Source organism: Ancylobacter sp. GW821-FHT10E12, assembly GCF_058809335.1.
Genome location: NZ_JBXASN010000003.1, coordinates 201,048 through 215,943 on the forward strand (window position 1 = coordinate 201,048; position 14,896 = coordinate 215,943).

10 protein-coding genes are annotated in these 14,896 nt (G+C 69.3%); 9 read left to right on the plus strand and 1 reads right to left on the minus strand.

From position 1 onward, the window contains the following. Window positions 1-62: 62 nt before the first annotated feature. From AC1RU4_RS05150 to glnT, 5 genes are all read left to right on the plus strand, one after another. A complete protein-coding gene (locus tag AC1RU4_RS05150; RefSeq protein ID WP_492889954.1) occupies window positions 63-731 on the plus strand; it encodes a helix-turn-helix domain-containing protein in 669 nt (222 codons plus the stop codon). 174 nt (window positions 732-905) lie between these two features. Beyond that, window positions 906-1,787: a class II glutamine amidotransferase gene (locus AC1RU4_RS05155; protein ID WP_492889955.1), complete on the plus strand. Its 882-nt coding sequence runs from the start codon at window positions 906-908 to the stop codon at window positions 1,785-1,787. Beyond that, complete coding sequence (locus tag AC1RU4_RS05160; RefSeq protein WP_492889956.1) at window positions 1,784-2,512, plus strand: protein glxC; 729 nt, start codon at window positions 1,784-1,786, stop codon at window positions 2,510-2,512. The genes AC1RU4_RS05155 and AC1RU4_RS05160 overlap by 4 nt, the downstream gene beginning before the upstream one ends. An 8-nt stretch (window positions 2,513-2,520) precedes the next feature. After that, the gene (locus AC1RU4_RS05165) at window positions 2,521-3,858 is read left to right on the plus strand and encodes an FMN-binding glutamate synthase family protein (RefSeq protein ID WP_492889957.1); all 1,338 of its coding nucleotides are present in this window, start codon (window positions 2,521-2,523) and stop codon (window positions 3,856-3,858) included. An 84-nt stretch (window positions 3,859-3,942) separates the two neighbouring features. Then, complete coding sequence (gene glnT / locus AC1RU4_RS05170) at window positions 3,943-5,244, plus strand: type III glutamate--ammonia ligase (RefSeq protein WP_492889958.1); 1,302 nt, start codon at window positions 3,943-3,945, stop codon at window positions 5,242-5,244. Between the two features lie 331 nt (window positions 5,245-5,575). On the opposite strand, the gene AC1RU4_RS05175 is transcribed toward glnT, so the two are convergent. Further along, window positions 5,576-7,006: a helix-turn-helix domain-containing protein gene (locus AC1RU4_RS05175; RefSeq protein WP_492889959.1), complete on the minus strand. Its 1,431-nt coding sequence runs from the start codon at window positions 7,004-7,006 to the stop codon at window positions 5,576-5,578. Between the two features lie 211 nt (window positions 7,007-7,217). On the opposite strand from AC1RU4_RS05175, the gene AC1RU4_RS05180 reads away from it, so the two are divergent. From AC1RU4_RS05180 to scpA, 4 genes are all read left to right on the plus strand, one after another. Beyond that, window positions 7,218-8,753, plus strand: coding sequence for an acyl-CoA carboxylase subunit beta (locus tag AC1RU4_RS05180; protein WP_492890119.1), 1,536 nt, complete (start codon window positions 7,218-7,220; stop codon window positions 8,751-8,753). Window positions 8,754-8,762: 9 nt separating this feature from the next. Beyond that, window positions 8,763-10,778, plus strand: a complete 2,016-nt coding sequence (locus AC1RU4_RS05185) for an acetyl-CoA carboxylase biotin carboxylase subunit (RefSeq protein WP_492889960.1) — start codon at window positions 8,763-8,765, stop codon at window positions 10,776-10,778. A gap of 9 nt (window positions 10,779-10,787) precedes the next feature. After that, window positions 10,788-12,659, plus strand: coding sequence for a methylmalonyl-CoA mutase family protein (locus AC1RU4_RS05190; RefSeq protein WP_492889961.1), 1,872 nt, complete (start codon window positions 10,788-10,790; stop codon window positions 12,657-12,659). Window positions 12,660-12,725: 66 nt separating this feature from the next. Then, window positions 12,726-14,879 (plus strand): methylmalonyl-CoA mutase, encoded by a 2,154-nt coding sequence (gene scpA / locus AC1RU4_RS05195; protein WP_492889962.1) that lies wholly within the window; start codon window positions 12,726-12,728, stop codon window positions 14,877-14,879. Window positions 14,880-14,896 lie beyond the last annotated feature (17 nt).

The window sequence follows — 14,896 nt, forward strand, 5'->3', positions numbered from 1 at the left end:
CGTTTCGCCTTGCGCATTTCCCGGCTAGAACGGCTCGGGTGAAGAGACGCAGGAGGCGGGCGTTGGCAGACGAACAGCGGCGACAGGCGGCAGGGGCGGGCGAGACCGCGGCGGCAGAGGACCTGCGGACCGGCTCGGGCGCGCCGGCCACCAATGAACGCACGCTCGAACAGGCGCTCGGCCTGCAGGTGCGCGCGATCCGGCGCGAGCTCGACCTCACCGTCTCGGACCTCGCCAGCGCCGCCGGCATCTCGGTCGGCATGCTGTCCAAGATCGAGAACGGCCTGATCTCGCCCTCGCTCGGCACGCTGCAATCGATCTCCTCGGTGCTGAACGTGCCGATCTCCAGCCTGTTCTCCGGTTTCGAGGAGAAGCGCGACTGCTCCTTCGTGCCCGCCGGCCAGGGCGTGCATATCGAGCGGCGCGGCACCAAGGTCGGGCATCAATACGAGCTGCTCGGCCATGCGCTGGGCGGCGAGGTGGCGGTCGAGCCCTATCTCATCACGCTGAGCGAGGAGGCGGTGCCCTATACCGGCTTCCGCCATGCCGGGGTGGAGTTCATCCACATGCTGAGCGGCGAGGTGAACTACCGCCACGGCGACCGCACCTATCACCTGCGCCCCGGCGATTCGCTGATGTTCGATTCCGCCGCCACCCACGGGCCGGAGGAATTGCTGGTGCGGCCGATGACCTATCTCTCGATCATCATCTACCCGCGCGATCCGATCTGAGGGGCGAGAGCCTTTTTCTTCCCTCTCCCCAATGGGGAGAGGGAGTATCGCCCTTCGCACAACACGCAATTTCCTCACAGGAAAAATTTATTCTCACGTCATTGACGACCCGCCGGCTTGCCCGTACATCTCGACCTCACGAACAACCGACGTGGATAGTGAGGAGTCGCGCTGATGTGCGGGATTGTCGGCCTCTTCCTGAAGGACCCGAAGCTGGAGCCGCAGCTCGGCGCCCTGCTGGCGGACATGCTGGACGTGATGTGCGACCGCGGGCCGGATTCGGCCGGCTTCGCCGTCTATGGCAACGGCGTCGATGGCACGGTGAAGCTCACCCTGCGCGGCCCGGCCGGCACCGATTTCGCGGCGCTGGGCGCGGCGCTCGGCCATGAGGTGACGCCGCGCGACACCCATGCGGTGCTCACCGTTCCCGCCGCCGCGGAGGCGGATGTGCGCACGGCGCTCAAGAACCGGTTCCCGGCGGTCGACGTGATCAGCACCGGCGCCCGCATGGAGCTCTACAAGGAAGTCGGCCTGCCCGCCGACGTCGCCAGGCGCTTCAGGCTGGAGACCATGAGCGGCACCCACGCCATCGGCCATACCCGCATGGCGACCGAGAGCGCCGTCACCACCGCCGGCGCCCACCCCTTCTCCACCGGGCTCGACCAGTGCCTCGTGCATAACGGCTCGCTGTCGAACCATGCCGGCCTGCGCCGCCGGCTGGAGCGCGAGGGCCTGACGCTCACCACCGAGAACGACAGCGAGGTCGCCGCCGCCTATCTCACCTACCGCATGCGGCAGGGCGATACGCTGGGGGAGGCGCTGGAGCATTCGCTCGGCGATCTCGACGGCTTCTACACCTTCGTGGTCGGCACCGAGAGCGGCTTCGGCGTGCTGCGCGACCCGATCGCCTGCAAGCCGGCCGTCATGGCCGAGACCGATTCCTATGTCGCCTTCGGCTCCGAATACCGGGCGCTCGCCGGCCTGCCGGGCATCGAGGGCGCCCGCCTGTGGGAGCCGGAGCCGGGCCACGTCTATTTCTGGGACCGCGCAGCATGAACCTCTCCGTCAAGCAGGCCGGCGTCGTGGACGGCGCCAAGCTGGTCGACCTGTCGACGTCCAGCGTGCGCGAGCTGAACGCCGCGCTGCACGCCCTCGCCCCCGACACCAACGAGACCTTCTGGAAGGTGGCGCATCCCAGCGGGCGCCACGCCATCGCCGCCGGGCTCGACGCCGATATCGACGTCGAGATCGACGGGCCGGTCGGCTATTACTGCGCCGGCATGATCAAGCAGGCGCGGATCGTGGTGAACGGCAATGCCGGCGTCGGCGTCGGCGAGAACATGATGAGCGGCCTCATCCATGTGAAGGGCGATGCCAGCCAGTCGGCCGGCGCCACCGGCTGCGGCGGCCTGCTGATCGTCGACGGCAATGCCTCGGCGCGCTGCGGCATCTCGATGAAGGGCATCGACATCGTGGTGAAGGGCTCGGTCGGCCATCTCTCGGCCTTCATGGGGCAGGCCGGCACGCTCACCGTGCTGGGCGACGCCGGCGAGGCGCTGGGCGACAGCCTCTACGAGGCCAGGCTGTTCGTGCGCGGCAAGGTCGCCGGGCTCGGCGCCGACTGCATCGAGAAGGAGATGCGCGACGAGCACAAGGCGCTGCTGGCCGCGAAGCTGGAGGCTGCCGGCATCCTCGGCGAGGTCGATATAGGCGAGTTCCGCCGCTACGGCTCGGCCCGCACGCTCTACCATTTCCACGTCGACAACGTGTCGAGCTACTGAGGCGCGCGATGAACGATTTCACCAACACCCCGCGGACCACCGCGCGCGCCTCGGCGACCTTCGACGAGTACACGCTGTCGGAAATCCGCCGTGCCGCCGCCACCGGCATCTACGACATCCGTGGCGGCGGGGCGAAGCGCAAGCTGCCGCATTTCGACGATCTGCTGTTCCTCGGCGCCTCGATGTCGCGCTACCCGCTCGAGGGCTATCGCGAGAAGTGCTCGACCGAGGTGGTGCTGGGCACCCGCCATGCGAAGAAGCCGATCGAGCTCAAGATCCCGATCACCATTGCCGGCATGAGCTTCGGCTCGCTCTCGGCCAATGCCAAGGAAGCGCTTGGGCGCGGCGCCTCGGCCATGGGCACCTCGACCACCACCGGCGACGGCGGCATGACCAACGAGGAGCGCGGGCACTCGACGCAGCTCGTCTACCAGTACCTGCCCTCGCGCTACGGCATGAACCCGGACGACCTGAAGCGCGCCGACGCCATCGAGGTGGTGGTCGGCCAGGGCGCCAAGCCCGGTGGCGGCGGCATGCTGCTCGGCCAGAAGATCACCGAGCGCGTCGCCTCCATGCGCACGCTGCCGGTCGGCATCGACCAGCGCTCGGCCTGCCGCCACCCCGACTGGACCGGCCCCGACGACCTCGAGATCAAGATCGAGGAACTGCGCGAGATCACCGACTGGGAAAAGCCGATCTATGTGAAGGTCGGCGCCGCCCGCCCCTATTACGACACCGCGCTGGCGGTGAAGTCCGGCGCCGACGTGGTGGTCGTCGACGGCATGCAGGGCGGCACCGCGGCGACGCAGGAGATCTTCATCGAGCATGTCGGCATCCCGACGCTGGCCGCCGTGCGTCAGGCGGTGAAGGCGCTGCAGGACCTCGGCATGCACCGCAAGGTGCAGCTCATCGTCTCCGGCGGCATCCGCAACGGCGCCGACGTGGCGAAGGCGCTGGCGCTCGGCGCCGATGCGGTGTCGATCGGCACCGCGGCGCTGGTGGCGCTCGGCGACAACGACCCGCATTGGGAAGGCGAGTACGAGAAGCTCGGCACCCGCGCCGGCGCCTATGACGACTGGCACGAGGGCCGCGACCCCGCCGGCATCACCACGCAGGATCCGGCGCTGATGGCGCGGCTGGACCCGGTCGCCGCCGGCCGCCGCCTCGCCAACTACCTCGCGGTGCTGACGCTGGAATGCCAGACCATCGCGCGGGCCTGCGGCAAGAGCCACGTCCACAATCTGGAGCCGGAGGACCTGGTGGCGCTCACCATCGAGGCGGCCGCCATGGCGAATGTTCCGCTCGCCGGCACCAGCTGGATCCCCGGCAGCAACGGGAATTTCTGACCGGATGCCGTGCCCCGGCGCGGCATTTGCACATTTCACGCACGCAACGAGCCCCAACGGGCCGGGGAACAGCACGGATTGCACATGGCAAATGATCTTGCTCACGTCGCCAAAGAGCTCGGCATCAAGTATTTCCTGATCTCCTATGTCGACCTGTTCGGCAGCCTCAGGGCCAAGCTGGCGCCGGCCACCGCCATAAGCGGCATGCAGAAGGCCGGTGCCGGTTTCGCCGGCTTCGCCACCTGGCTCGACATGACCCCGGCCGACCCCGACCTGTTCGCGGTGCCGGACGCCGACAGCCTGATCCAGCTGCCGTGGAAACCGGAGGTCGGCTGGCTGGCCTCCGACCTCGTCATGAACGACGAGCTGGTGGCGCAGGCGCCGCGCAACGTGCTGAAGAGCACCATTCTCGGTGCCGAATCCATCGGCTACCAGATGAAGACCGGCGTCGAGTGCGAGTTCTTCCTGACCACGCCGGACGGCCTGAGGATCTCCGACGGGTCCGACAACGCCACCAAGCCCTGCTACGACCAGTCCGCCCTGATGCGCCGCTACGAGGTGATCAAGGAAATCTGCGACTGCATGCTCACGCTCGGCTGGGGCCCCTACCAGAACGACCACGAGGACGCCAACGGCCAGTTCGAGATGAACTGGGACTTCGACGACGCCCTCGTCACCGCCGACCGGCACGTGTTCTTCAAGTACATGGCGCGCTCGATCGCCGAGAAGCACGGCCTGCGCGCCACCTTCATGCCCAAGCCGTTCATCGACCTCACCGGCTCGGGCTGCCACATGCACACCTCGCTGTGGCAGGGCGACACCAACCTGTTCGCGGACGAGGACGGCGAGCTCGGCGTCTCCGACCTCTGCTACAATTTCATCGGCGGCCTGATCCACTCGGCCGACGCCCTGTGCGCCTTCACCAACCCGACGGTGAATTCCTACAAGCGCATCAACGCCCCGCGCACCGTCTCCGGCGCCACCTGGGCGCCCAACACCGTCACCTATACCGGCAATAACCGCACCCACATGATCCGCATTCCCGATGCGGGCCGGCTGGAGCTGCGGCTGCCGGACGGCGCGGCCAACCCGTATCTCGCGCCCGCCGCCGTGCTCGCCGCCGGCCTCGACGGCATCCAGAACCAGCGCGATCCGGGCAAGCGGCTCGACATCAACATGTATACCGACGGCCACAAGGTGCGCGGCGCCAAGAAGCTGCCGTTGAACCTGCTCGACGCGCTCAGGGCGCTGGAGAAGTCCAACGTGCTGCGCAATGCGCTCGGCGCGCCGCTCATCGACGGCTTCCTCAAGCTGAAGCACGAGGAATGGAACGCCTATTCGCGTCACCTCACCCAGTGGGAACGCGACAACACGCTGGACATCTGATCAGGTTCGGCCTTTCCGAGTAGCGCCCCTTTCCTTCCCTCTCCCCGTTGGGGAGAGGTGGCCCGCCCACGGGTCTCGCCTTCGGCGAGCCCGAGGACAGGCTCCGCGGGTCGGTGAGGGGCGACGCCATCGGGAAGCGGAAGCCCCCTCACCCCACCCCTCTCCCCCACGGGGAGAGGGAGGCTCCATGCTTCCCCACCCCTCTCCCCGATAGGGAGAGGGAGGCTCCGTGCTTCCCCATCACGTCCCTCAGGGGGAGAGGGAGGCTCCACACCTCCCCACCCCTCTCCTCCACGGGGAGAGGGGGGCTCCATGCTTCCCCATCGCCCGCTCAGTCCCGTATCGCGAACGGCACCACGCCGCGCCGGTCGGGGTCGAGCACGATCTCCCGGTCGAGCGGCGGGAAGGCGCGCTCGGGGCAATTGGTGCGCGGGCAGATGCGGCAATTGACGCCGAGCGGCGCCACGCTCGCCGCCTTGAGGTCGAGCCCGTCGGCATAGACGATCTCGCCGGCATAGGAGATCTCGCAACCGATCCCCAGCGCGTAGCGCCGCTCGCGCTGGCCGAAGCGCAGCGCCGGCTTCACGCTGCCGCGGGCGAGGCAGAGATAGCGCACCCCGTCCGGCATCTCGCCGAGCTGGACCAGGGTGCGCGAGGGCTGCTCGAACGCCTCGTGCACGTTCCACACCGGGCAGGCGCCGCCATAGCGGGCGAACTGGAAGCGGGTGGCGCTGTGGCGCTTGATGACGTTGCCGGCGCGATCGACCTTGAGGAAATAGAACGGCACCCCCTTCTCCCCCGGCCGCTGCAGCGTCGAGAGCCGGTGGCAGACCTGTTCGAGGCTCGCCCCGGTCATCACCGAGATCAGGTCGAGATCGTGCCGCTTCTCGCGGGCAAGGCGGGCGAAGCGCCGATACGGCAGGATCAGCGCGCCGGCATAGTAGTTCTGCAACGAGAGACGGCACACCTCGCGGGCGGCGGCGCTGCGGAAGCCGGCCTCCACCACATGTTTCTCGATCAGCGCGCTCTGCTCGAAGCGGGCGAGCAGCGCGGCGAGGCGGAAGAGGCGGCTCGCCGGATCGAGCCCGCGCGCCAGTGTCGCCACCCGGCGGTGGCGGTCGAAGCGCAGCAGCGGGGCGTCCACCTCGTCCGGCGGGGCGGTCTCGACGCCGATATCGTGCCGCTCGCGCAGATGCCGCTCCAGCACCGTGCCGGCATCGGCTCGGGCGAACAGGTCGAGCGCGGCGCTGCGCTCCTCCGCCGCCCGGTCGAGGCCGTCGACATAATTGTCGATGTAGTGGAAGTGGTCGCGCACCTCCTCATAGGGCGCGAGGTTGCGCGCCTCGCCATCCGTCTCGCCGGCGACGCTCACCGCCTCGTCGAGGGCGGCGCGGCGCTCGACCAGCCGCCGCATCGCCCCGTGCAGCCGCAGGAAGGCATGGGCGAAGGCCGGCGCATGGGTGGTGGCGTTCTTCAGGTCCTGCAGGCTCGGCTCCAGCCCGCGGAACACCGGGTCGGCCAAGGCCTCGCGCAGGTCGGCGACGATGCGGTCGAGGTCGTCGGCGCCGAAACGGGTGATGTCGAGCTCGAACGTGCGGCCGACGGCCAGCAGCACGGCGGCGGTCAGCGGGCGCTGGTTGCTCTCAATCTGGTTGATATAGCTCGGCGACAGCGACAGCCGGCGGGCGAAGTCCATCTGGGTCAGGCCGAACTTCTCGCGCAGATTGCGCACGGCATGGCCGGCAAATACCTTCTTGGACATGCTGGCCCCCTGACGCCCGCAAGGAGTGCTGTTGACCCACCCCTCTCCCCGGCGGGAGAGGGAGCAGACCCGCTCTACTCCCCATCGTTGATTTTGTGAAATTTTTACAGTTTTACGATCCGCATTTTCACAGCTTACCCTGCCGGCGACAAGGGCTTAGAACAGCGGTGTTACCGGGCGCCGCCGGCGGCCGATGAGAAGGTGCGTGGCCATGAAGCACATCCTCGACGAACTCGACCAGCGCCGGGCCGACGCCCGCCTCGGCGGCGGCAGGAAGCGCATCGACGCCCAGCACAGGCGCGGCAAGCTCACCGCCCGCGAGCGCCTCGAGCTGCTGCTCGACAGCGGCTCGTTCGAGGAATTCGACACCTTCGTGCAGCACCGCTGCACCGATTTCGGCATGGACAAGGCCGAGAAGATCCCCGGCGACGGCGTCGTCACCGGCTGGGGCACGGTGAACGGCCGCCAGGTCTTCGTCTTCGCCAAGGACTTCACCGTGTTCGGCGGCTCGCTCTCCGAGGCGCATGCCGCCAAGATCACCAAGATCCAGGACATGGCGCTGAAGACCCGCTCGCCGGTCATCGGCCTGTTCGACGCCGGCGGCGCGCGCATCCAGGAGGGCGTGGCGGCGCTCGGCGGCTATGGCGAGGTGTTCAAGCGCAATGTGCGCGCCTCCGGCGTCATCCCGCAGATCTCGCTGATCATGGGCCCCTGCGCCGGCGGCGACGTCTATTCCCCCGCGATGACCGACTTCATCTTCATGGTGCGCGACACCTCCTACATGTTCGTCACCGGGCCGGACGTGGTGAAGACGGTGACCAACGAGACCGTCACTGCCGAGGAGCTCGGCGGCGCCAAGGTGCACACCAGCAAATCCTCGGTCGCCGACGGCGCCTTCGACAACGATGTCGAGGCGCTGCTGCAGATGCGCCGGCTGATCGACTTCCTGCCCGCCAACAACACCTCCGGCGTGCCGGAATGGCCGAGCTTCGACGATGGCGAGCGGCTCGACGCCTCGCTCGACACGCTGGTGCCCGACAACCCGAACAAGCCCTACGACATGAAGGAGCTGATCGGGAAGGTGGTCGACGAGGGCGACTTCTTCGAGATCCAGCAATCCTTCGCCGGCAACATCGTCACCGGCTTCGGGCGTATCGAGGGGCGCACGATCGGCATCGTCGCCAACCAGCCGATGGTGCTGGCCGGCGTGCTCGATGCCGACGCCTCGCGCAAGGCGGCGCGCTTCGTGCGCTTCTGCGACGCGTTCGAGATCCCGATCGTCACCTTCGTCGACGTGCCCGGCTTCCTGCCCGGCACGGCGCAGGAATATGGCGGGCTGATCAAGCACGGCGCCAAGCTCTTGTTCGCCTATTCGGAGGCGACGGTGCCGCTGGTCACGGTGATCACCCGCAAGGCCTTCGGCGGCGCCTATGACGTGATGGCGTCCAAGCATATTGGCGGCGACGTCAACTATGCCTGGCCGACGGCACAGATCGCGGTGATGGGCGCCAAGGGGGCGGTGGAGATCATCTTCCGCGCCGATATCGACGATCCCGCGAAGATCGCCGAGCGGACCCGGGAGTACGAGGCGCGCTTCCTCTCGCCCTTCGTGGCGGCCGAGCGCGGCTATATCGACGAGGTCATCACGCCGCGCTCGACCCGCAAGCGCATCGCCCGCGCCTTCGCCATGCTGCGCTCGAAGAAGATCGAGGCGCCGCTCAAGAAGCACGACAACCTGCCGCTGTGAGGCTCTGACATGTTCTCCAAGATCCTCATCGCCAATCGCGGCGAGATCGCCTGCCGGGTCATCAAGACCGCCCGGAAGATGGGCATCAAGACGGTCGCCGTGTTCTCCGACGCCGACAAGGACGCGCTGCACGTCGCCATGGCGGACGAGGCGGTGCATATCGGCCCGCCGGCCGCCGCGCAGTCCTACCTGCTGATCGACAGGATCATCGCCGCCTGCAAGGCGACCGGCGCCGAGGCGGTGCATCCGGGCTACGGCTTCCTGTCCGAGCGCGCCGCCTTCCCGGCCGCGCTGGCGGCGGAAGGCATCGTCTTCATAGGCCCCAACCCCGGCGCCATCGACGCCATGGGCGACAAGATCGAGTCGAAGAAGGCGGCGGCGGCGGCGAACGTGTCGACCGTTCCCGGCTATCTCGGGGTGATCGAGGATGCCGGGCAGGCGGCGAAGATCGCCGACGAGATCGGCTATCCCGTGATGATCAAGGCCTCGGCCGGCGGCGGCGGCAAGGGCATGCGCATCGCCCATTCGCGCGACGAGGTGCAGGACGGCTTCGACCGCGCCCGCTCGGAGGCGAAGTCCTCCTTCGGCGACGACCGGGTGTTCGTCGAGAAATTCATCGTTGACCCGCGCCACATCGAGATCCAGGTGCTCGGCGACAAGCACGGCAACGTCGTCTATCTCGGCGAGCGCGAATGCTCGATCCAGCGCCGCAACCAGAAGGTCGTCGAGGAAGCCCCCTCGCCGCTTCTGGACGAAGCGACCCGCCGGAAGATGGGCGAGCAGGCGGTCGCGCTCGCCAGGGCGGTGAACTATGACAGCGCCGGCACGGTGGAATTCGTCGCCGGGCAGGACAAGAGCTTCTACTTCCTGGAAATGAACACCCGCCTGCAGGTGGAGCATCCGGTCACCGAGCTGGTCACCGGCATCGACCTCGTCGAGCAGATGATCCGCGTCGCCGCCGGCGAGCCGCTCGCCTTCACGCAGGCCGACGTGAAGCTGACCGGCTGGGCGGTGGAGAGCCGCGTCTATGCCGAGGACCCCTATCGCAACTTCCTGCCCTCCATCGGCCGGCTCACCCGCTACAGGCCCCCGGCGGAAGGCGTGACGAACGGCGTCACCGTGCGCAACGATACCGGCGTGTACGAGGGCGGGGAGATCTCGCTCTATTACGACCCGATGATCGCCAAGCTGATCACCCACGCGCCGACGCGGGACCGGGCGATCCTCGCCCAGACGGATGCGCTCGACGCCTTCGCCATCGACGGCATCCAGCACAACATCCCGTTCCTGTCGGCGCTGATGTCGCATGAGCGCTGGCGCGAAGGGCGGCTCTCCACCGGCTTCATCGCCGAGGAATACAAGGGCGGCTTCGCCGGCGCCGAGCTGACGCCGGCGCTGGCCCGGCGCCTGGCGGCGGTGGCGGCGGTGATCGACAATGTCGGCAATGCCCGCAAGCGCGGCATCTCGCACCAGCTGCCGGGCCGCAAGGTCGTGTTCGAGCATAAAAGGGTGGTGCGGCTTGGCGGGCTCTCCCTGCCCTGCGAGGTCGATCGCGCCGCCGGCGGCTATATCGTCACCTTCCTCGACGACCAGGGCCGGCCGGCCGGCACCCATGAGCTGCGCTCGGGCTGGAAGCCGGGCGAGCCGGTCTGGCAGGGCGCCTTCGACGACGACCTCATCCATGTGCAGGTTCGCCCGCGCCTCAACGGCGTCACCCTCGCCCATCGCGGCATCGCGGTGGACGCGGTGGTCTATACCGAGCGCGAGGCGGCCCTGGCCGCGCTGATGCCGGAGAAGATCGAGACCGGCAGCGGCAAGCAGCTGCTCTGCCCGATGCCGGGCCTCGTCGTCTCCATCGCCGTCAGCGAGGGGCAGGAGGTGAAGGCCGGCGAGGCGCTTGCCGTGGTCGAGGCGATGAAGATGGAGAACGTGCTGCGCGCCGAGCGCGACGCCACGGTGAAGAAGGTGCTCGCCAAGGCCGGCGACAGCCTCGCCGTCGACGCCGTCATCCTCGAATTCGCCTGAGGCGCGCCGATGGAACGCCGCATGGATCTCGACCTCGCCTCCTTCCCCGCCGAGACCCGCGCGGACTGGCTGAAGCTGGTCGAAGGCGTGCTGAAGGGCGCGCCCTATGACAAGCGCATGGTGACCCGGACCGCCGACGGGTTCGATCTCGACGCGCTGCCGCCCCGGCATCCCGACGCCGGGCTGGTCGCCGGACGGCCGGCGGGCGCGCCGTGGAAGGTGATGGCCCGCATCGACCATGCCGATCCCGCCGCGGCCAATGCACAGGCGCTCGAAGACCTCGCCGGCGGTGCGGACGGCCTCGCCCTCGTCTTCGCCGGCGCGCCCTCGGCGCATGGCTTCGGCCTGCCGGTGACGCGCGAGGCCATCGCGACGGCGCTGGACGGGGTGATGGCCGATCTCGTCACCCTACGCGTCGAGGCCGGGCGCTTCCAGGGGCGCGACGTGGCGCTGGCGCTGGCCTCGCTGCTGGACGGTCTTCCGGCGGAGACGCTCGACATCCGCTTCGGGCTCGACCCGCTCGGCGATCTCGCCGCGCTGGGCGCCGCGCCGCTGGAATGGGACAGCCTGTCGCTGCGGCTCGCGCAGACGGTGTCGGCCCTGCGCCTGCGCGGCTTCGCCTCGCCGATGGTGCGCGCCGACGGGCGCCTGCATCATGCGGCGGGCGCCACCGACGCGCAGGAGCTCGCCGCCGTGCTGGCCACCGGCATCGCCTATCTCAGGGCGCTGGAGGCTTCCGGCCTCGATGTCGCCGAGGCGGCGGCGCTGATCGAGGTGACGCTTACCGCCGATGTCGACCAGTTCCTGACGCTCGCCAAGCCGCGCGCCTTCCGCCTGCTGTGGGCGGCGGCGCTCGGCGCCTGCGGGATCGACAGCCCGCCACCGCCGCGCCTCCACATGGAAACCGCGTGGCGCAGCCTGACCCGGCTCGATCCGCACACCAACCTGCTGCGCGGCACCATCGCCGCCTTCGCCGCCGGCGTCGGCGGGGCGGACAGCCTCTCCGTGCTGCCCTTCACCCAGGCGCTCGGCCTGCCGGACGCGAGCGCCCGCCGTCTCGCCCGCAACACCCAGCTGATCCTGATCGAGGAATCCAACGTCCATCGCGTCGCCGACCCGGCCGCCGGCGCCGGCGCGGTGGAGGAGCGGACGTCAAAGCTCGCCGCCGCGGCGTGGGAGCTGTTCCGGGCGATCGAGAAGGAGGGCGGCCTCGTCGAGGCGCTGCAATCGGGCAGCTGGCAGCGGCGGATCGTCGCCGCGCGCGCCGCCCGCTCCAGGGACGTCGCCACCCGCAAGGCACCGATCACCGGCACCTCGGAATTCCCGCTGCTCGGCACCGCAGTGCCGACCGTGCTCGCCCCGCTGCCAGCCGCCGCTCCGTACGTGCCGTCGGAAGGCGCGCTCGTCGTCGAGCCGCTGATGCCGCATCGCCTTGCCGAGCCGTTCGAGGCGCTGCGCGCCGCCGCGGAGAGGGCGACGCCGAGGCCCGTGGCCTTCCTCGCCAATCTCGGCACGCCGGCCGATTTCACCGCCCGCGCCGGCTTCGCCGCCAACCTGCTGGAGGCCGGCGGCATCGCGGCAACGGGCCATGATGGCTTCCCCGACCCCGCTGCGCTGGTCGCGACCTTCCGCGCCACGGGCGCCCGCCTCGCCTGCCTGTGCTCGTCGGATGCGCTCTATCTCGAACAGGCGGCAGCCGCCGCCGGCGCCCTGAAGGATGCCGGCGCCATGGCGGTCTACCTCGCCGGCCGCCTGCCGGAGCAGGAAGCCGCCTTGCGCACCGCCGGGGTCGACGGCTTCCTCTTCGCCGGCTGCGACGCCGTCGAGGTACTGCGCGGCATCCATGCGCGCCTGGCTGTTCCGCCGACGGGAGCCGCGTAGGATGATCGCTCGGGACGGCCCTGCCGGTGGGACACGCGCCGCGACGGCGCGGATGGAGACGAGACGATGAGCCGTATCCCGAACTTCGCCGATATCGCGTGGCGGCCCCCGAGCCTCGCCGCGCCCGCCGGCAACGCGGCTCGCTGGATGACGCCGGAAGGGCTGTCGGTGAAGACCGCCTACGGCCCGGCCGACATTGCGGGCCTCGCCTTCGTCGACAGCTATCCGGGCATGGCGCCGTTCCTGCGCGGGCCGTACCCGACCATGTACGCCACCCAGCCCTGGACCATCCGCCAATATGCCGGCTTCTCGACGGCGGAGGATTCCAACGCCTTCTACCGGCGCAACCTCGCCGCCGGGCAGAAGGGATTGTCGGTCGCCTTCGACCTCGCCACCCATCGCGGCTATGACAGCGACCACCCGCGCGTCGCCGGCGATGTCGGCATGGCCGGCGTCGCCATCGATTCCATCCTCGACATGCGCACCCTGTTCTCCGGCATCCCGCTCGACCGGATGAGCGTGTCGATGACGATGAACGGCGCGGTGATCCCGATCCTGGCGCTCTATGTCGTCGCGGCCGAGGAGCAGGGCGTGAAGCCGGCGCAGCTCTCCGGGACCATCCAGAACGACATCCTCAAGGAGTTCATGGTCCGCAACACCTATATCTATCCCCCCGCCCCCTCGATGCGGATCATCTCCGACATCTTCGCCTTCACGTCCAAGGAGATGCCGCGCTTCAACTCGATCTCGATTTCCGGCTACCACATGCAGGAGGCGGGAGCGACGCAGGACCTCGAACTCGCCTATACGCTCGCCGACGGCGTCGACTATGTGCGTGCCGGCATCAAGGCCGGGCTGCCGATCGACGCCTTCGCGCCGCGGCTGTCGTTCTTCTGGGCGATCGGCATGAACTTCTTCATGGAGGTCGCCAAGCTGCGCGCCGCCCGCCTCATCTGGGCGAAGCTGATGACGGATCTCGGCGCGAAAAACCCGAAATCGCTGCCGCTGCGCACCCATTCGCAGACCTCGGGCTGGAGCCTGACCGCGCAGGACGTGTTCAACAACGTCATGCGCACCATGATCGAGGCGATGGCGGCGACGCAGGGCCATACCCAGTCGCTGCACACCAACGCGCTCGACGAGGCGCTGGCGCTGCCGACCGACTTCTCCGCCCGCATCGCCCGCAACACCCAGATCCTGCTGCAGCAGGAGAGCGGCACCACCCGCGCCATCGACCCGTGGGGCGGCTCCTTCCATGTGGAAAGGCTGACCGCCGACCTCGCCGCCAGGGCGCTCGCCCACATCGCCGAGGTGGAGCAGCTCGGCGGCATGGCCAAGGCCATCGAGGCCGGCATCCCCAAGCTGCGCATCGAGGAGGCGGCCGCGACGACGCAGGCGCATATCGACGCCGGCGCGCAGACGGTGGTCGGCGTCAACAAATACAAGCCGGACCGCGAGACCGCGATCGACGTGCTCAAGGTCGACAATTCCGCCGTGCGCGCCGCCCAGCTGGAAAAGCTGAAGCGGCTCAAGGCCGAACGCGACCCGCAGGCGCTCGGCGCCGCGCTCGCGGCCTTGCGAAACGGCGCCGCCGGCAACGGCAACCTGCTGGCGCTGGCCATCGACGCCGCGCGGGCGCGGGCGACGGTCGGCGAGATTTCCGATACGCTGGAGAGCGTCTTCGGCCGGCATCGGGCGGATATCCGCGCGGTGTCGGGCATCTACCGGCGGGAGGCGGGGCTCATGGGCGACAAGGTGGCGCGGGTGCGCGCGCGCGTCGAGGCGTTCGAGGCCGAGGAAGGCCGGCGCCCGCGCATCCTCGTCGCCAAGCTCGGGCAGGACGGCCACGACCGCGGCCAGAAGGTGATCGCCTCCGCCTTCGCCGATCTCGGCTTCGACGTCGATATCGGCCCGCTCTTCGCCACCCCGCAGGAAGCGGCGCGGCAGGCGGTGGAGAACGACGTCCACGTCATCGGCATCTCCTCGCTGGCCGCCGGCCATCTCACGCTGGTGCCGCAGGTGAGGGCCGCGCTGGCGGCGGAAGGCCGGCCGGACATCATGATCGTGGTCGGCGGCGTGGTGCCCCCGCAGGATCATGAGGCCGTGCGCGCCGCCGGTGCCGAGGCGATCTACCCGCCCGGCACGGTGATCGCCGAAGCGGCGGAACAACTGGTCGACGCGATCGGCCGCCGGCTGGGCCATCGCGTCGAGGCCGCCTGAGCCGAACCGCCTGAGCC

Coding starts and splice junctions, on each gene's coding strand:
- AC1RU4_RS05155 (WP_492889955.1), top strand. CDS start 906: ATGTGCGGGATTGTCGGCCTCTTCCTGAAGGACCCGAAGCTGGAGCCG.
- AC1RU4_RS05160 (WP_492889956.1), top strand. CDS start 1,784: ATGAACCTCTCCGTCAAGCAGGCCGGCGTCGTGGACGGCGCCAAGCTG.
- AC1RU4_RS05165 (WP_492889957.1), top strand. CDS start 2,521: ATGAACGATTTCACCAACACCCCGCGGACCACCGCGCGCGCCTCGGCG.
- glnT (WP_492889958.1), top strand. CDS start 3,943: ATGGCAAATGATCTTGCTCACGTCGCCAAAGAGCTCGGCATCAAGTAT.
- AC1RU4_RS05175 (WP_492889959.1), bottom strand. CDS start 7,006: ATGTCCAAGAAGGTATTTGCCGGCCATGCCGTGCGCAATCTGCGCGAG.
- AC1RU4_RS05180 (WP_492890119.1), top strand. CDS start 7,218: ATGAAGCACATCCTCGACGAACTCGACCAGCGCCGGGCCGACGCCCGC.
- AC1RU4_RS05185 (WP_492889960.1), top strand. CDS start 8,763: ATGTTCTCCAAGATCCTCATCGCCAATCGCGGCGAGATCGCCTGCCGG.
- AC1RU4_RS05190 (WP_492889961.1), top strand. CDS start 10,788: ATGGAACGCCGCATGGATCTCGACCTCGCCTCCTTCCCCGCCGAGACC.
- scpA (WP_492889962.1), top strand. CDS start 12,726: ATGAGCCGTATCCCGAACTTCGCCGATATCGCGTGGCGGCCCCCGAGC.